Raw genomic sequence first — 16,148 nt, forward strand, 5'->3', positions numbered from 1 at the left:
GTCTTGCGTTTCAGGTTGGCAGAATGACGGCCGTTCAGGGCTTCAATCGGAAGAAGCGCTTCTGCGCAGCATTGGCATCAATGACCAGCGGGCTACCGAGCGGGATGTCCGTCCACGGCGGCTGAAGGTTATCCGAATATTGCATGACGCCAACCGGCCAGGTCAGGGTCATCAGGCTCGGAACGCCGCCGGTGACTTGCAACGAATCAATCTCCCAACCCGGCGGATTGAGATTGCCGATGGTGTTGTTGTCATAGGCTGCGGCGAAGCGGAATTGCACCCTGTCTCCCACGGCTGCCGTAGCAACGGTGCATACGCTGGTGAGGTAGGCAGGATGACCCGTGGAGTTCCCCATGAAGGCATCCAAGCCCTTGAGTGAATGCGTCACATCTCCCGGCACGGTGCTATTGTAGCCGTTCTGCGTGAAGGCCGAGTCCGGCATGTTTGTGAAGGCAGCACCATTGATGCTGACCTGCACGTTTCCAGCATCGAAGTTTTCCTCGAAGCTATAACGATGGGTGAAGCTCAGGGACACCGGGCCGGCTTGGCTCACCTTGTAAATCGGGCTGATCAGGAACGAGGTATTGTCCTCTCCGAAGCCCGTGGCCTGTCCGGAACTCCGCCAGGAGCCCGGTGAGAACGCCCAGTCCGTCTCGGAAGTCACCGGCGCACTCACGGAGAAGCCTCCGTTGTTGCTGTTGAAATCCGAGATCCCATTTACCGGTGGCGCGGTGGTAGCGATCGTCGGCTGCGGATTGAAACCAGCCTGCACCATCACCACGGAGCTCGAGACGATCGTCACCGTGTAGCCTGCGGGCACACCGGTCACGTTCGGCAGGGTTCCCGTAAGTGCACCGCTGCAAGAGATCAGCTCATAGGACGAGGCGGTCACTCCACCGCCAAGGACGCTAAGATTGATTTGCGATCCCGAACTCAAGGTCAGATTCCCATTCACGACGAGCTTGTCCGCCGCAGTGCCATCGATCTCGCAGAGATAGGTTCCGCTCAAGGTGGTCGCGGTCGCACCGAAGCTGCCCACCGAGGGACCGGGAGCAATGGTGGCACCCGCGCTGACGATCAGGGGACCCGAGACCGAACCAGTGGCTTCAAGCGTCCCCTCATCCACGCGGAGGGTTCCGGAGTAGCCATGGGCGATATTATCAGCCAGGCGCAAGGTGCCGGCACCGGCTTTCGCCAAGGTGCTGGTCGCACCATTCTCAAGCTCGGTGCCGATGGTGAAATCAACACCGGAGGCGACGTTGTCCACGGTGATGGTGTGAGTTGCCGTATCTCCCGGGATGGCGATACCACTGTTTCCAGCATTGGTTCCCACGCCCATGGTGATAGCCGAGGCTGTGGTGCCGGTTACGTTGATATTACCATTCAGTTGGAAGCTCTCCGTATCATAGGCACTGCCTTGTCCGGAGTAGGCCAGCATGATCGTGCTTCCATCCAAACCGAGCGTGCCCAGGTGAGCGTGGCTTTGGCCACCGACGCCAATGGCATCGCTGCCACCCGAGACGATGTTCATGGTGGCCTGGTTCAGATTGAAATTAGCGGAGTTCGCTCCCGTCGGCAACGCGTTGACACCGCGGATTTCGACCGTGGCGCCGGGGCTCACGCCAACCACCTTGCCAGCGGCCAGACGGTTTGCCTGCTGGCTGCCGTCGAAGGCGAGCGTGCCGGACGCAACCGTGATCGTTCCGCCGATGGTATTCGGGCCATTCAGCAGGACGGTTCCATTGCGATCAAAGGTCTGGTTACCCGGTCCGCCGATGACGGCCGTGGCACTGGTTGCGATGTTCCCGGTGCCCGTGAATTTCATCAAGCCGCTGGTCACGGTCGTCGGGCTGTCAAAGGTGGTGCCCGCGGCCTGGTTCACCTCGAAGGTGCCGCCCTGGACCTTGACCTGGCTGATCGGCGTCAGGCTTCCATTGGTGCCATCGCCAACCCGCAAGGTGCCCGCGTTCACCACGAGATTGTCCATGTTCACGATGTCATTCGCGAAGGTCACCGCTGCCGCGCCATCCTTCGTCAGCGTTCCGCCAGGCAGGCCGCTGATGAGCCAGGGGCCCGTAAAGGTGTAGTCCTTTGTCGCATTATTGAAGTTCACCGCCCTTGGCACGACGTCGGTAGCAAGCGCCACGGCTGTGCCTGCGGAGGAGTCATCGAAGAAAACCGCAAAGTCATCCGAGTAAGTCGAGGTGGTACCGGCGGTGTAGGTTTTCCAGTTGCTGGTGGTACCGATGTCCCATGTCCCCGGAGAAGTCGCGGAGGACCACTTCAAGGTCGGCGTGACGAAGACCTCGGTAGGATCGCTGGTTACGTCGCCCGCCGCATTGGTGACGGTCACGGTGTAGACGTAGGCTGCCTCCGGAGGAGTGTTCGCGGCTGCGGCGGGAACGGTGTAGGTGCGCGAGGTGGCACCCGGGATCGGATTGTTGTTCAGCTTCCACTGGTAGGTGAAAGGCGGCGTGCCCGTGGGATCGATGGATAGCGTGTAGGGCTGACCTTCCGCGATGTCACCGGTGGGCGACACGGTCGGGAAGAGTTCCACCAAACCCGGCGGCGTGTTACCCAAGGCAGCATCATAGAGCTGCTTCACGCGGCCCGGGGTCACGGCGCGGTCGAAGATGGCGACCTCGTCGATTTCCCCGCGGAAGTAGTCGCCGGTGGGACCGAAGATGCCGCCACCGCCGATGTTGAAATTGTACGTCGAGTTCCCGTAGTTCGACACCACGGAGGCGATCGAGGTGACCAGATTCCCGTTCAGGTACATCTGCACCTTGGTGCCATCCGCCACGTAGGTGATGAAACCCCACTGATCATCCGCGAAGGGATAAGGAGCCGGAGTGATGACCTGCCCTGAAGCAGAACTCCAGGCTTCGATCTGAGTTCCGTTGCCAGCATCGCCGAACTCCAGCAGATCGTTCTGGCCGAAGTAGCCGCCGCGGGTCGAATGGACCGCACCTCGCTTCACCCAACCCATCACCGTGAAAGAGGTGCGGTTGTTGAGCAGTCCGAGGCTGCTTCTCACGAAGCCGTCTGCATTCGGAAGGGCGACCGCGGAGTTGCTCGCGCCGAAGCCCAGGAAGCCAGAGCCCGAGGAAGGCCCGGTGGCCGAATTCTTCGCGCCGGCAATGTAGCCGCCGTCTGCCGCGCTGCCCAAGGTTCCGAGGTTGTCGGCAGCCGGGGGGGTGCGCGGGACATAAGCCGCTTCACCGAGACGCCAGTAGCCGACCGGGGAATCGGCGGCCACATGGCCCGCGTAGCCGGCGGGATTATTGGTGCGCTCGTTGAAGCGGGCGAGGATCCGGGCTGGCGGAAGCGAGCTTGGGAAAAACGCCACTTCATCCACCGAGCCATCGAAGGTCCGGTTCGGCGAAGAAGTGCCGCCGATCACAAAGGGAGCGTTGTCATTCGCTTCATATCCATTGGTGACGGCTCCGGAGTTCACGGCCACGCCGTTCACATAAAGCGTCATGGTACCATTCGTCCCACCCGAGTAGGTGAAGGCGAGATGCTGCCACTGCCCTGCGGTGACCGTGCCACCGGTCATCGCGGTGACGTTGTTCGCGGCGGCCTTGTTGCCCATCCGGAGTTCCCATGTCGCGCCGTTCTGATAGATCAAATAGCCGGCGCGGCCGGTGGTGAAGCTCATGGAGTTCACCGGGGAAAGCAGGGTCGAGGTGTTCCGGCTGGGCAGCACCCAGCATTCCACCGTGAAGGGATTGGTTCCGGACTGCGACGGATTAAGCGCCGCATTCAGCGGGATGTTGACCGAGCCGGTATAAGCCACGGTATCAACGGGCGTATTGTTCAGGAAAGCCACGGCGGTGTCCCCGGCGATGGCTCCTGCTACTCCGCGCGAAAAGGTGCCGAGATAGCTACCATCCGCCACCGCACCAAGACTTCCTGCATTGATTGCAGGGCTCGGGAGGTCGGCGGTCGCTACCCCGTCATCGAAGCGGTAGTAGACGATCGGGTTTTCGCTCATGACCTCCGTCTGGTAGTCGGCACGGGCCGAGGGGAGGAGTAGAGCCGAGAGGGCCGTGGCGATGAGCGCCTGCCCGGAATATCGCTGTACGAATCGGGATACGTGATGAGGTCTCATGGGGCTTTTGCTTTGACCGGCGGCCTAGGAAGGTGACCGCCGGGGTGCGATTTGGGCCATGCAATCGAGCCGTGCAGGCGGGTGTAGGGGCACCCGGGCAGCGCTTCTCAATGGCGGCATGCACTTCAATTCATTACGGCTCAAAAAAGAGACTTATGAACCTAATGCACACCTAGCACGCTGAGCATCCTCACTTTAAAAATCAATAACTGACTTAAACTGCCTTATCGAAGCTGAATGACAGATCGGGTCAATCCGCTAACAATGAGCAGATTGCAGACCAGAAAAAATCGGTTTGGCGGAGCAAAAGCAGATCACAAAGGGAACGGCGGACGCTTAAATAAATCGCCGCATGGATCCTACGGCCGCTTTGTGAGCTGATTCTTGATTTCCCGGACCAAGGATTGGAGACGCGAACCTGCTTGAGGGTCCCCGGGCTGCGGGTCGAAGCGCAGGCCATGATGGATCCTGACAGCTTCCGCCAAGAGTTCCGGACTCGAAATCCTGGGGGACAATTGCAAAAGCCAAGAGCCCAAGGGCAGACCGGGTGGACGTTCACCCAGCACCTTCCGGGCGGCCTTTTCCAAGGAAAGGAGCGGGGTCTCCGCGAGCACCACCGGTCCGCGCTTCTTACGCTTGGTGGCTTCCAACTGCTGGCGGGATTTCCAGAGATTCCGGCCAAGGAAGCCGAGGCCGATGAGCACCGGGGTGAGGAGGATCGAGGTGATGATCGCCATGTGGCCAGGCTGGTCACGCCAGACCAAGAGATCCTCGCGCAGCCGCTGCATCGCGTCCTGGAAGCCTTGGAACCGGGACATCCGCGGGGTCTCCATGCCGGTCCAATCGGGAGGCGTCAGGTCAACATCGAACCACTGTTGGGATGCTTCGTCCCAAGCCCGGCACCAGGCGTGAGCGTGGGTGCCGCGGATCACGGTTTCTCCCGTTTCTTGATTCCGCTCCACGACCGCAAAGCCCGAGACGTAGCGCGTGGGAATGCCCGACTCACGTAACAACAAGGCGGCTGAGGTGGCGAAGAATTCGCAATGCCCGGCGCGGGTGTACTGGAGGAAGGTGGCGATCAGGGTCCGGTCTTCATCCCTCAGCACGGACCGCAACCGTTTGTTCTGGCGCAGCAAACCCTCCAAATCCCGGGGAACCGAATTGTATTTCGAATAACGGAAGTTCGATAGGAAGTATTCCCGCAAGCGCTCGATCCGCTCAATGGTACTGCCATCGCGGAGACCCAGCTCGTCCACGATCTCCGCGAGCACCTTCGCCTCTTTGGGCGGAATCGAGAGGTCGGGTTGAACCAATCTCCACTTGGGCCGACCCGAGGGAATCATCGATCGCCACGGCCAAGGCCGACCTTGGAACTTCCCATCCCGGAGGAGGTTCCGCTCGGCGTCGGAAAGATGGATCACGCTCCAGCCGCGATTCCTACCTGAAGGCTTCGTGTCAAAGGCACGGATCGATCCCATCCGGGAATAAGCCTTTCCCTCGGAAACAATGGATTCCCAAGGCGGGGCCTCGGTAGCGAACTCGTCCCCCCAGAGCACCCTGGCATCGCTCACCGGTTGGGACGGTTTGATCTTAAAAGTGCCGAAAGAGTTCCGCTCCAATTCCTCGAAAGCAAACTGGTGGAGGCTGGCCGCATTCGCTGGCAGAGGGAAGAGGCCACCGCGATCAGGGACCACGCCGCGGATCTTGAAACGGTTGAGCTGCGGATCGATCGCTACGCTTTGATTCGGCAATCCGGGCGGGCAGATCTGGAAGCTGTCCTCCGGGTCGTCGGGATTTGCGGGATTGCCCAGTTCGGGGAGGGCTTCGAAGTCCTTCGCATCGGTATTCCGATCGCGCGGGATCTGGGCCTGCCAAACCGTCCCGGAATAGGTGTTGTACGATGCCACCCGTAGCAGACGGGGAAGCGGACCTTTTTCCTGAATGAGCCGCCAAACAACCTCGGGAGACTGCTTGAGCTTTCCCATGTCACCGATGGAGGTATTCCTTTCGCGGGCATTGTTCAGGGTCGGATCACTGTCCGGCGAAGAGTTCCCCGTAGTGGCATACATGTAGAGCGCGGTAAGGCCCCTTTGGCCACCGATCCCCCCGAGAGCACAGAGCAAAAGGACAACAACCGTCGCCAATCCCACCGACTTCCAATTCATGGAGACGAAGGCCCAGAAGACGATGAGGATCAGCCCGGGGTAGAACCAAGGAGCACCTGCATTCTCGCCTAGGCTACAGGCGAGCAAAATCCCGCAAAGGTAGGCATAGCCGAAGCTGAAGCGGACTTCCCGATAAGGAAGGCCATGCGCCAAGGCGTGAGCGCGGCGGCGGCGCACCATCATCGAGAAAGTGGAAAGCGGCAAAGTACGAGAAGTCCCGTAGGACTGCACGAACTGCAGCGGAAACATGATCACCGGCAGCCAGGTGAAGACGCGCGACATGGCGGTAAGCCGGGAGCCGCCCTGCAGGAGCACCAGCACCATGGCCATCACCAGAAAGAGCACGGCAAGCCGCCATGCAACCAGCGCGGCCTTTTCCCCGAAGGCCCAGCGCACGCGGGTCCAATTCGCCCCTTCGATCAGGAGCGCGCAGATCAAGCCGGGAACAACCCGCTCCGTGATGGCCGCCCAGAACAAGATCGCCAAGCCAAGCAGATAGCGTGGAGGTCCCTGGGTCACGTCAGGTAGGGAGCCGGGCTGGGGTTCATGGCTGGAGCTTCGCACAGTTCGTGGGGGTCGCCAAATTCAGAGCTGCCGGGGAAGGCGCATGAGATCCTTTTCCAGCTCCGCATGCCGGAGGAAATGGCAGCGCGGCGCGGCAGCATGCTTGTCCCGGACGATGATCAGGGCGGAGGTTTCGATTCCGGCGCGGTTGAGGCGGGTCAGGAATTTTGCGCGGCTTTCCGACCAACCGGAAAACACACACAGGCAGCCGGCAAGGTCCTCGCCATGACGAAGCACCAGCCTTGCCAACGATTCGAAGTCTTCCTCGGAAGAACTCTCCACGCCGGCGAGCACCTCGAGCAGGGTCTCCGCCCGTGCGATGCCTTGGCCGGCGGTGATGACGCGCTCGTGGCCGGCGATGAACATCAGGTCGATCAGCGATTCCTTGGCATCGACCGCCACGACAAAGGAGGCGGCGACCGAGACTGCGTCCTCGAAGAGGTCTGCATCCACGGGATCCGGGAAGGTATCGAGGATCAGCCCGTGGCGCGGGAAGAAGGTGTCCTCGAGTTCCTTTACCACCGGCTTCCCGGTGCGGGCCCACGTGGCCCAGTGGATGAGGCGGAGAGGATCGCCGGGCTGGTAATCGCGCAGGCCGGTGAACTCCCCCGTGGCACCCGCGTGCTTGGCCACGGCTTCGCCGCCGGGCTGGAAACGCGCGCTGCCGGGAAGCTCGAAGTGGGGCAAGGGAAAGCGCCGGGGCAGCACGGCGAGGCTGGAAGCCGCGGCGGAAATCTTCTGGCAGCGCTGGAAGAGTCCGAGAGGGTCCGGGAGCAGGACGCGCAGGTCATTCATGCGGATGACCCCGCGACGAAGGGGGGTCAGGGTGACCGCGACCTTGGTGAAGCCGCCCGGCTTCAGCCGCCGCACGAGGACACCGCGCCCGCCTTCAAAGAGCAGGCGGGATTCCGCAAGCCAGTTCCACCGATACCAAGCCAAGCGACGATCGAAGACGTTCCGCTCCTCTTCACCGGGTTCACGGCTGCCGAAATAAACCGCCATGGACGGGCGAGGGTCCGGCGGGGTCTCGATGAGTTCGAAGCGCCGCAGCGATCGCTTGCGAAGATTGCGGACGGAAATGTGATAGGTGAGCTCCTGACCTGCGGTCGCATGGGCGGGCAGATCCCGCAGAGCCTCCAGCTTCGCGCGCCGGAAAGGCAGGGAAAGCAGGGCAACGACCGAGAGCGAGCAAGCCAAGGCGAAGGACTGATAGACCGATGCTTCCGGATTTCCCGCGGCAGCCCCTGCGGAAACGACGATGACGAGGAGAACGCCGATACCCGTCGGACGAATGCGACGCTTCAGGAAGAAATTGAAGGCCGTGCCGAGTGAGTAGGTCCGGTACTGGAAGCGCTGGAGGAATGACCAAGGGCCGGTCTTTTTCACCGGTGGGCGGATTCCTGGTGGCGGCTGGGGTGGCATCGGCGCTTTCCCGAAAACTTCATCGGCTTCCGGGCAGACGCCAAGGGGAAAACCTTTGGGGCGGGGAAAGGAGGGCTGAATCCGCGCCTGTTCCGCCTGCTATAACAAAGAAATTAACAGGCGAGGAGGGGGAACGTCGAACGTCGAACTTCCAACATTGAACGTCGAAGTGAGGAGGTTGAAGGCGGGTCGAAAGCATGCTGGTGGGAAGTTTGGCGCATGCGCAGGTAGGGTTCTACTGCCAAGGAGCGTCCCATTGGGGTTTGGGTGGAGGAGGGCGTGTGCAGACCACCCTTGCCTACCATCCAAGCGAGCCGGGAGGCTCGCGGTCCCAGGGAGCATCCGGTATTTCGGAGCCGGAGGTGTAAACGATGTCCCCATACAGGTGTTAACCCTGTACCCGTTCTGTGAAGGGGCGCTTGTTCCTACCCTGGAAAAGAAAAAGGGCGCTGCTCGCGCCCCTTTCCTTGAATCTATGTCGCCGAGGGAAGGATCAAGCGTGGTACTCCTGGATCGACTTCACGGTGAGCTCCTTCTCCTTGAGGGAGCGGATGGCTTTCACGGAGGCGACGGCGGCTGCGAGGTTGGTGCAGTGGCTGACCTTGTTCGCGACGGCACCAGAGCGGATCTTCACTTCATCCTCGCGGGCGGCGTGGCCGCTCGGGGTGTTGATGATGAAGCTGATTTCCCGGTTCTTCATCATGTCGATGACGTGCGGGCGGCGGCCTTCGTTGAGCTTGTAGAGGCGGTGGCAGGGGATGTTCTCCGCCTGGAGGCGGTCACAGGTGCCGCCGGTGGCGTAGACCTGGAAGCCGAGGTCGACGAGCTCGCGGGCGATGCCCATGGCTTCCGGCTTGTCGCGGTCGGAGACGGAGAGGAAGACATTCCCGGAGGTGGGCAGCGGGTTGAAAGCGCTGGTCTGGCTCTTCGCGTAGGCCATGCCCCAATCCGGGTCGATGCCCATGACTTCACCGGTGGAGCGCATTTCCGGGCCGAGGACGATGTCGATGCCGGGGAAGCGGTTCCACGGGAAGACGGCTTCCTTCACGGAGAAGTGCGGCGGGATGACGGTCTCGGTGAAGCCGAGCTCCGGCAGGGTCTTCCCGACCATGATCTGCGCGGCGTACTTCGCGAGCGGCACCCCGGTGGCCTTCGAGACGAAAGGCACGGTACGGGAAGCCCGCGGGTTCACTTCGATCACGTAGAGCTGTTCGTCCTTCACAGCGAACTGGATGTTCATCAGGCCCTTCACCTGAAGCTCGCGGGCGAGTTCCTTTGCGGCGCGGGTGATCTCGGCCTTGATGGCATCGGAGAGCGAGTAGGCGGGAATCACACAGGCGGAGTCCCCGGAGTGAATGCCGGCCTGCTCGATGTGCTGCATGATGGCACCTACGACGGCCATCGTACCATCCGAGATGCAATCGACGTCCACTTCGGTGGCGCCTTCGAGGAAGCGGTCGACGAGCACCGGGCGATCCGGAGAAACGTCCACGGCCTCGCGCATGTAGCGGCGCAGTTCGGGCTCTTCGTAAACGATCATCATCGCGCGACCGCCGAGGACGAAGGACGGGCGGACCAACACAGGATAGCCGATGCGATTGGCGATGGCAGCGGCCTCGTCTTCGGAGACGGCAGTGCCGGCTTCCGCCTGCTTCAGGCCGATCTTATCAAGGAGCGCGGAGAAGTGCTTGCGGTCTTCGGCGAGCTCGATGCTTTCCGGAGAGGTGCCGATGATCGGCACGCCGTGGCGCTTGAGGTCCGCGGCGAGATTCAGCGGGGTCTGGCCACCGAACTGCACGATCACGCCATCCGGCTTCTCCTGGTCACAGATATTGAGAACGTCTTCCAAGGTCAGCGGCTCGAAGAAGAGCTTGTCCGAGGTGTCGTAGTCGGTCGAAACCGTTTCCGGGTTCGAGTTCACCATGATGGTCTCGTAGCCGAGTTCCTTCAGGGCGAAGGCGGCGTGGACGCAACAGTAGTCGAACTCGATGCCCTGGCCGATGCGGTTCGGGCCACCACCGAGAATGATGATCTTCTTCTTGTCCGACTCACGGGCTTCGTTTTCGTCACCGTAGGTGGAGTAGAAGTAAGGCGTGTAAGCTTCGAACTCCGCGGCGCAAGTATCCACGAGGCGGTAGGTCGGGATGATGCCGCGGGCCTTCCGCTCGGCGCGGATGGTGTCCTCCGTCGGGACATCCACGACGGCGCCTTCGGGCTCGGCACGCGGCGGTGCGCCGGCTGGCTGATCCTTCTCACCGTGGATGGAGGCATCATGGATGGCAGGCGCGTGGGCGCGGGCCATGGCGATCTGGCGGTCGGAGAAACCGAGGCGTTTGGCATCCTTGAGATCGAGGGTCGCGAGGTTCTTGCCCTCATCGGCGATCTCCTTGAGGTGATGGAGGAACCAAGGATCGATGGCGGTCGCTTCGAAGACTTCATCGATGGTCCAGCCATTCACAAAGGCGGTCTGGAGCCAGAAGATGCGCTCGGCATTCGGCACGGCGAGCTTGCGCTCGATCTCATCGCGAGAGGCGCCGTGCATGTCCTTCTTGTCGAAGCCAAAGCCCCAGCGGCCGGTTTCCAGCGAGCGGAGTGCCTTCTGCATCGACTCCTTGAAGGTGCGGCCGATCGACATGGCCTCGCCCACGGACTTCATGGAGGTGGTGAGCACCTGGTTCGCCGTCGGGAATTTCTCGAAAGTGAAGCGCGGGACCTTGGTGACCACGTAGTCGATGGTCGGCTCGAAGGAGGCCGGGGTTTCGCGGGTGATATCGTTCGGGAGTTCGCCGAGGGTGTAGCCGACGGCGAGCTTGGCCGCGATCTTCGCGATCGGGAAGCCGGTGGCTTTTGAAGCCAGAGCCGAGGAGCGAGAGACGCGCGGATTCATCTCGATGACGATCATGCGGCCGGAGACCGGATCGATGGCGAACTGGATATTCGAGCCGCCGGTCTCGACGCCGATCTCACGGATCACGGCGAAGGAGGCATCCCGCATGATCTGGTATTCGCGGTCGGTGAGGGTCTGGATCGGGGCCACGGTGATCGAGTCACCGGTGTGCACGCCCATGGGGTCGATGTTCTCGATCGAGCAGATGACCACGCAGTTGTCGGCGCGGTCGCGCATGACCTCCATCTCGTATTCCTTCCAGCCGAGGAGGGATTCCTCGATGAGGACTTCCGAGACCGGGGAGAGATCGAGGCCGCGGAAAACGATCTCCTCGAACTCCTCGCGGTTGTAGGCGATGCCGCCGCCCTGGCCGCCGAGGGTGAAGGCCGGGCGGATGATGAGCGGGAAATTCTTGCCGGTGTAGGCGGCGATTTGCTCGGCCACGGCGCGGCCTTCCTCCATCGTGTGGGCGGTGCCGGACTGCGGCACGTCCAGACCGATCTTCAGCATCGCATCCTTGAAACGCTGGCGGTCCTCGCCTTTGTCGATGGCATCGGCATTCGCGCCGATCATCTTCACGTTGTGCTTGTCCAGTACGCCGGACTTGAAGAGGGACATCGAGGTATTGAGCGCCGTCTGGCCGCCGAGGGTCGGCAGCAGGGCGTCCGGCTTCTCGCGGGCGATGATTTTTTCGACGACTTCCGGCGTGATCGGCTCGATGTAGGTCCGGTGGGCGAACTCCGGATCGGTCATGATGGTGGCCGGATTCGAGTTCACCAGGACGACCTCGTAGCCCTCCTCGCGCAGGGCCTTGCAGGCCTGAACCCCGGAATAGTCGAACTCGCATCCTTGGCCGATGACGATGGGACCGGAACCGATGACGAGAATCTTGTGGATCGAGGTATCTTTAGGCATGGCGGGACGGAGCTAGCTGGCGGGCGTGCGGAGGCTAAATTTCGGGGTGTTTCGCAGGGTCAGCCGGGGATGTAAAGGGTTGGATTGGCTCGATTTTAGTCAGCCATCCCAAAGCGTCCGCTCCAAGCGGGCCTCCAGTCCCCTCCCCTAACGCCTTTCCAAGCCGGGAGGCCGCCAATCCTTCTTCATCGGACTGATCGCCGGGGTGGCGGGGGCGGCCGGTGCGGCGGAATTCTCCGGGGGTGTGGAGGGAGCCAGGCCTTGCGAGTGACTCCGGAAGGCCTTCCGAAGCTCTTCATGCTCCATCTGGCCCAGCTCCCGCTGGACCATCTTTCCGTCCCGATAAAAGCGGATTTCCGGCAAGTCGGAGACATTCTCCGACGCCGCAAAAGCCTTCGAGCGCTCGGAATCGATCTTTGCGACCACGGCGGTGGAGGAAAATTCTCCTGCCGTCTTGGCCAGGACCGGCTCCATTTCCTTGGAAACGCCGCACCAGTCCGCGACGAAGACCACGACCACCAGCTTTCCCGGGGTCTGGGTGAAGGGCTCGTAGGAAGCGGCGTCGATCTCGGTGAGGGGAACCGGAGCGGAGCTGGCAGCGGACGCGTCCTTTCTGGCGGTGGCCGCCATCAATTGCTTGGCCTTTTCACATGAGGCGGCGGTGAGGACCGCGACAAGACTCAGGCCAAGGAATGCTCTCATGGTGGAATCCGGTGCTCAGGGATTGCCCGGTGCCGCCGGCTTCTTGGCGGGCGTCATGTCGAGAACCGGCTGGCCACGATCCCGCTGCATTCCGGGAACCTCCGGCAACCAATTTTTGTCCATGCGCTTCACGCCGACGGTCAGCATTTCATCGATTTTGGCTTCGACGATCTTCGGATCCGTTTGACCCACAAGATCTCCGATCTTCCGGCCCTCCGCGTGGAAATCGAGGTGACCGGCGAATTTTGTCAGATCGTGTCCCACGCCTGCGGCAGTGGCGAGTTCCTGTTCGGCTTCGATATCAAGTTCCGCGAGCTGGATTTTCTCATGGTACTTGTCCTTTTTCAGTTTTTCGAGGACCTGCTCGAGCTTTCCGGACTCTGCATTTCCGGAGACGCGGAGATTCGTGATGGTGATCACCCCCTGCTTCCCCTGGACTTCTTTGATGTTCTCCTTGGTGACCTTTATCGTGGTGCTGCCGAGGGAGGTGCTGCCGAAATTCTCCGGCATCACGAAAAAGTAGCCGCCTGCGGCCGCACCGCCGATCAGGAGGAGGATGAAAATGCGGCGGATCCATGCGCCCGTTTGTTGGGAGGACATGCGTCGGAAGTTATGGGGACAATTAAGAAACGCGAACCATTTTAGCCATTATCGTCCTCCATGGCCGGCTTCGGAAAGAAGGTTCTCCCCCCATTGCCAGCGAGGCACTCCGATGCTAGGCATCGCGGCATGTATCGAGCCCTGCTCCCGCTGCTGCTGGCCGGCAGCCTTCACGCCGCGGAGGAAAAGAAGATCGTGGCGATCTATGACCTTGAGGACGAGCTATCCGAATCCGGCCGCTCCAAGGCGTCGCTGCTGGGGATGGACATGGAGGCGACCCGTCCGCTGACGCTTTTCGACATCACGCGAAGCCTCACGAAGGCGGCCGGCGATCCGGAGGTGAAGGCGGTGGTGCTGGATGCGGACGATGCCAAGCTGAGCCTCTCCCAGATCGAGGAGATCCACCGCCGCCTGAAGGAGGTGCGCGCCGCGGGCAAGGATGTGTGGGTGTATAGCGATAGCCTGAGCAATGCGACGGCGCTGCTGGGTGCGGCGGCCAATCATTTCACGCTGATGCCGGAGGGCGATGTGTCCTTCAGCGGGATTTATGCGGAGTCGATGTACTTCAAGGGCCTGCTGGACAAGGCGGGCGTGGTGGCGGATGTGATCCACATCGGCGACTTCAAGAGCTTCGGCGAGGAGTTCTACCGGACGGGTCCGAGCGAGTTCGCGCAGAAGCAGCAGGAAGAACTCATTGGCGGGATCTACGACCAGATCGTGGGTCGGGTGGCGGAAGGACGGAAGATTTCACCGGAGACGGTGAAGGGGCTGATCGACAAGGGTACCTTCACGACGAAAGAGGCGAAGGATGCCGGACTGGTGGATGAGCTGAAGCACCGCACGGACTTCAATGCGGCGGTGAAGGCGGCCTACGAGGGCGCGAAATTCGACCGCGAGTATTCGCTGCCTGATCTGGATGGCCCGGAGATCACGGGGCTGATGGACATCTTCAAGCTGATGTTCCAAGACGAGAGGTCGAAGGCGGGCAAGGTCGACTATGTGGCGGTGGTGGCGCTGGATTCCGATATTTCGGATGAAACGATCGCTCCGGTGCGCAACGAGATCCTGAAGCTGATGAAGGATCCGCACGCGAAGGCACTGGTGCTGCGCGTGGATTCACCCGGCGGCTCGGCACTCTCCAGCGAGGTGCTGTGGGAAGCGACGGACGAGTGGAAGGCGACGAAGCGGCCCTTCATCGTTTCGATGGGCGGCGTGGCGGCGAGTGGTGGCTACTATGTTTCCGCAGGGGGTGACCGGATCTTTGCCGAGGAAGGAACGATCACCGGCTCGATCGGCGTGGTCGGGATGAAGATGGTGATCGGCGGGGCGCTGGACAAGCTGGGGATCACGACCCATGCGACGCAGCGCGGTGCGCGTGCGGGGGCGATGTCGATGATGAAACCCTACAGCGAAGAGGAGACGAAGATGGTGCGCGACTCGATGCTGGAGGTGTATGGCACTTTCAAGAAGCGGATCGAGAACGGCCGCGGTCCGCGCCTAAAGGGCGAGCTGGAAGGCATGGCCGGCGGCCGGGTTTACACAGGCGCACGGGCGCTCGAACTGGGGCTGGTGGATGAGATCGGCGGCCTGGGCGAGGCGATTAGCTTTGCCGCGAAGGAAGCGAAGATCGATGCGAACTCCGCGAAGCTGGTGCCCGAGCCAAAGAGCGCGCTCGAGGGACTTTTCGCGAAGCCGGAGAAACCGCCGGAAGGCGAGATCGTTCGGATGGGCGTACACCGCTCGCCCGCTGCGGAAGCGGTGATGGCTACGCTGGGCGATGTGAAGCTTTCTACGCTGCCGAAGCCGCTGCGCGAGACGATGACGCGGGCGCTGGAACGTATCGAGGCTGCTTCGGATTCGACGATCCAGCTGATCGGTCCGGATCTGGAAGTGCGAATGAAGTGATGTGAGTTCAGGAGCTTGGCAGGGGAGCGGCGCGCTAACCCGCGCTGCCCTACCATTGATGCCATTGTCCTTGCCCTCGCCTGGCTGCCGGTCCATCCCTGCGTATGAAATTCTCCGCGGTGCTCTTCGATTTCGACGGCGTCCTGGTGGACACCGAGTGGGCCATTTATGAGGCCTGGTACCGAACCTTCCGCACGAACGGTCACCCTCTGCCACTGGAGATTTACACGCAGTGCATCGGCTCGGATTTCGATACCTGGTCGCCGAAGGTTCACCTCGAAGAGCTGACGGGGAAGAGCTTCGACTGGCACCAGCTGGACGAGGCGCGGCAGGTGGAGATCCGGCGTGATCTGGAGCAGGCTGGACCGATGCCGGGGGTGGTGAACCTCTTGGAAAAGCTGAAGGCGGCGGGCATCCCGGCAGCGGTGGTTTCCAGTTCCTCACACCAGTGGGTGGATGGCTGGCTGGAGAAGCTGGGGCTGATGTCTTATTTCAAGACGGTGGTGTGTCGCGGTGACGCGCCGCGGATCAAGCCGGCACCGGACCTGTGGCTGGAGGCGATCCGGAGACTGGAGCTGCCGGCCGGAGAGTGCCTAGCAATCGAGGATTCGCTGAATGGCGTGAAGTCCTCGAAGGCGGCGGGGCTGAACGTGTGGGCCGTGCCTAACCGGACGACGGCGTGCCTAGATTTCTCGCTGGCGGACCGGGTGTGCGCCTCGATCGAAGAGATCGAGGTTTGAGGGACAAAGATCCCGCATGAAGCGTCCCTACCGGACGCGATACTTGCCGCGGCTTTACCCGGACCTCCGTTCCGGGCTTTTATGAGCCGTCCCCTTGGGTGATGGAGGTGCCGAAAGCAAAAGAGAGCCGGGAT

At 61.7% G+C, this 16,148-nt stretch carries 8 protein-coding genes; 2 read left to right on the plus strand and 6 right to left on the minus strand.

Annotated elements, in window-relative coordinates; all coding sequences use genetic code 11:
- Positions 1 to 34: 34 nt before the first annotated feature.
- The 6 genes from HHL09_RS11725 to HHL09_RS11750 form a co-directional block, all read right to left on the minus strand.
- On the minus strand, positions 35 to 4,114 hold the full coding sequence (locus HHL09_RS11725; protein WP_169454823.1) for a LamG-like jellyroll fold domain-containing protein: 4,080 nt from the start codon (positions 4,112 to 4,114) through the stop codon (positions 35 to 37).
- Between the two features lie 359 nt (positions 4,115 to 4,473).
- Positions 4,474 to 6,798 carry a transglutaminase TgpA family protein gene (locus tag HHL09_RS11730; RefSeq protein ID WP_169454824.1) on the minus strand — a complete coding sequence of 775 codons (2,325 nt, stop codon included), beginning with the start codon at positions 6,796 to 6,798 and terminating at the stop codon, positions 4,474 to 4,476.
- Between the two features lie 66 nt (positions 6,799 to 6,864).
- Positions 6,865 to 8,229 carry a DUF58 domain-containing protein gene (locus HHL09_RS11735; RefSeq protein WP_169454825.1) on the minus strand — a complete coding sequence of 455 codons (1,365 nt, stop codon included), beginning with the start codon at positions 8,227 to 8,229 and terminating at the stop codon, positions 6,865 to 6,867.
- A gap of 529 nt (positions 8,230 to 8,758) precedes the next feature.
- Positions 8,759 to 12,067, minus strand: coding sequence for a carbamoyl-phosphate synthase large subunit (carB, locus tag HHL09_RS11740; RefSeq protein WP_169454826.1), 3,309 nt, complete (start codon positions 12,065 to 12,067; stop codon positions 8,759 to 8,761).
- A 147-nt stretch (positions 12,068 to 12,214) separates the two neighbouring features.
- Entirely contained in the window at positions 12,215 to 12,769 is a 555-nt protein-coding gene (locus tag HHL09_RS11745; RefSeq protein WP_169454827.1) for a thioredoxin family protein, read from the minus strand.
- 15 nt (positions 12,770 to 12,784) lie between these two features.
- Positions 12,785 to 13,369, minus strand: a complete 585-nt coding sequence (locus tag HHL09_RS11750) for a YbbN family protein (RefSeq protein WP_169454828.1) — start codon at positions 13,367 to 13,369, stop codon at positions 12,785 to 12,787.
- Between the two features lie 129 nt (positions 13,370 to 13,498).
- Between HHL09_RS11750 and HHL09_RS11755 the strand changes: the two genes are divergently transcribed.
- Both HHL09_RS11755 and HHL09_RS11760 read left to right on the plus strand, forming a co-directional pair.
- On the plus strand, positions 13,499 to 15,274 hold the full coding sequence (locus HHL09_RS11755) for a S49 family peptidase (RefSeq protein ID WP_169454829.1): 1,776 nt from the start codon (positions 13,499 to 13,501) through the stop codon (positions 15,272 to 15,274).
- Positions 15,275 to 15,378: 104 nt separating this feature from the next.
- The gene (locus HHL09_RS11760) at positions 15,379 to 16,014 is read left to right on the plus strand and encodes an HAD family hydrolase (RefSeq protein WP_169454830.1); all 636 of its coding nucleotides are present in this window, start codon (positions 15,379 to 15,381) and stop codon (positions 16,012 to 16,014) included.
- The last annotated feature ends 134 nt before the right edge of the window (positions 16,015 to 16,148 follow it).

Origin of the sequence: Luteolibacter luteus, from assembly GCF_012913485.1 — a bacterium.
Lineage (GTDB): Bacteria > Verrucomicrobiota > Verrucomicrobiia > Verrucomicrobiales > Akkermansiaceae > Haloferula > Haloferula lutea.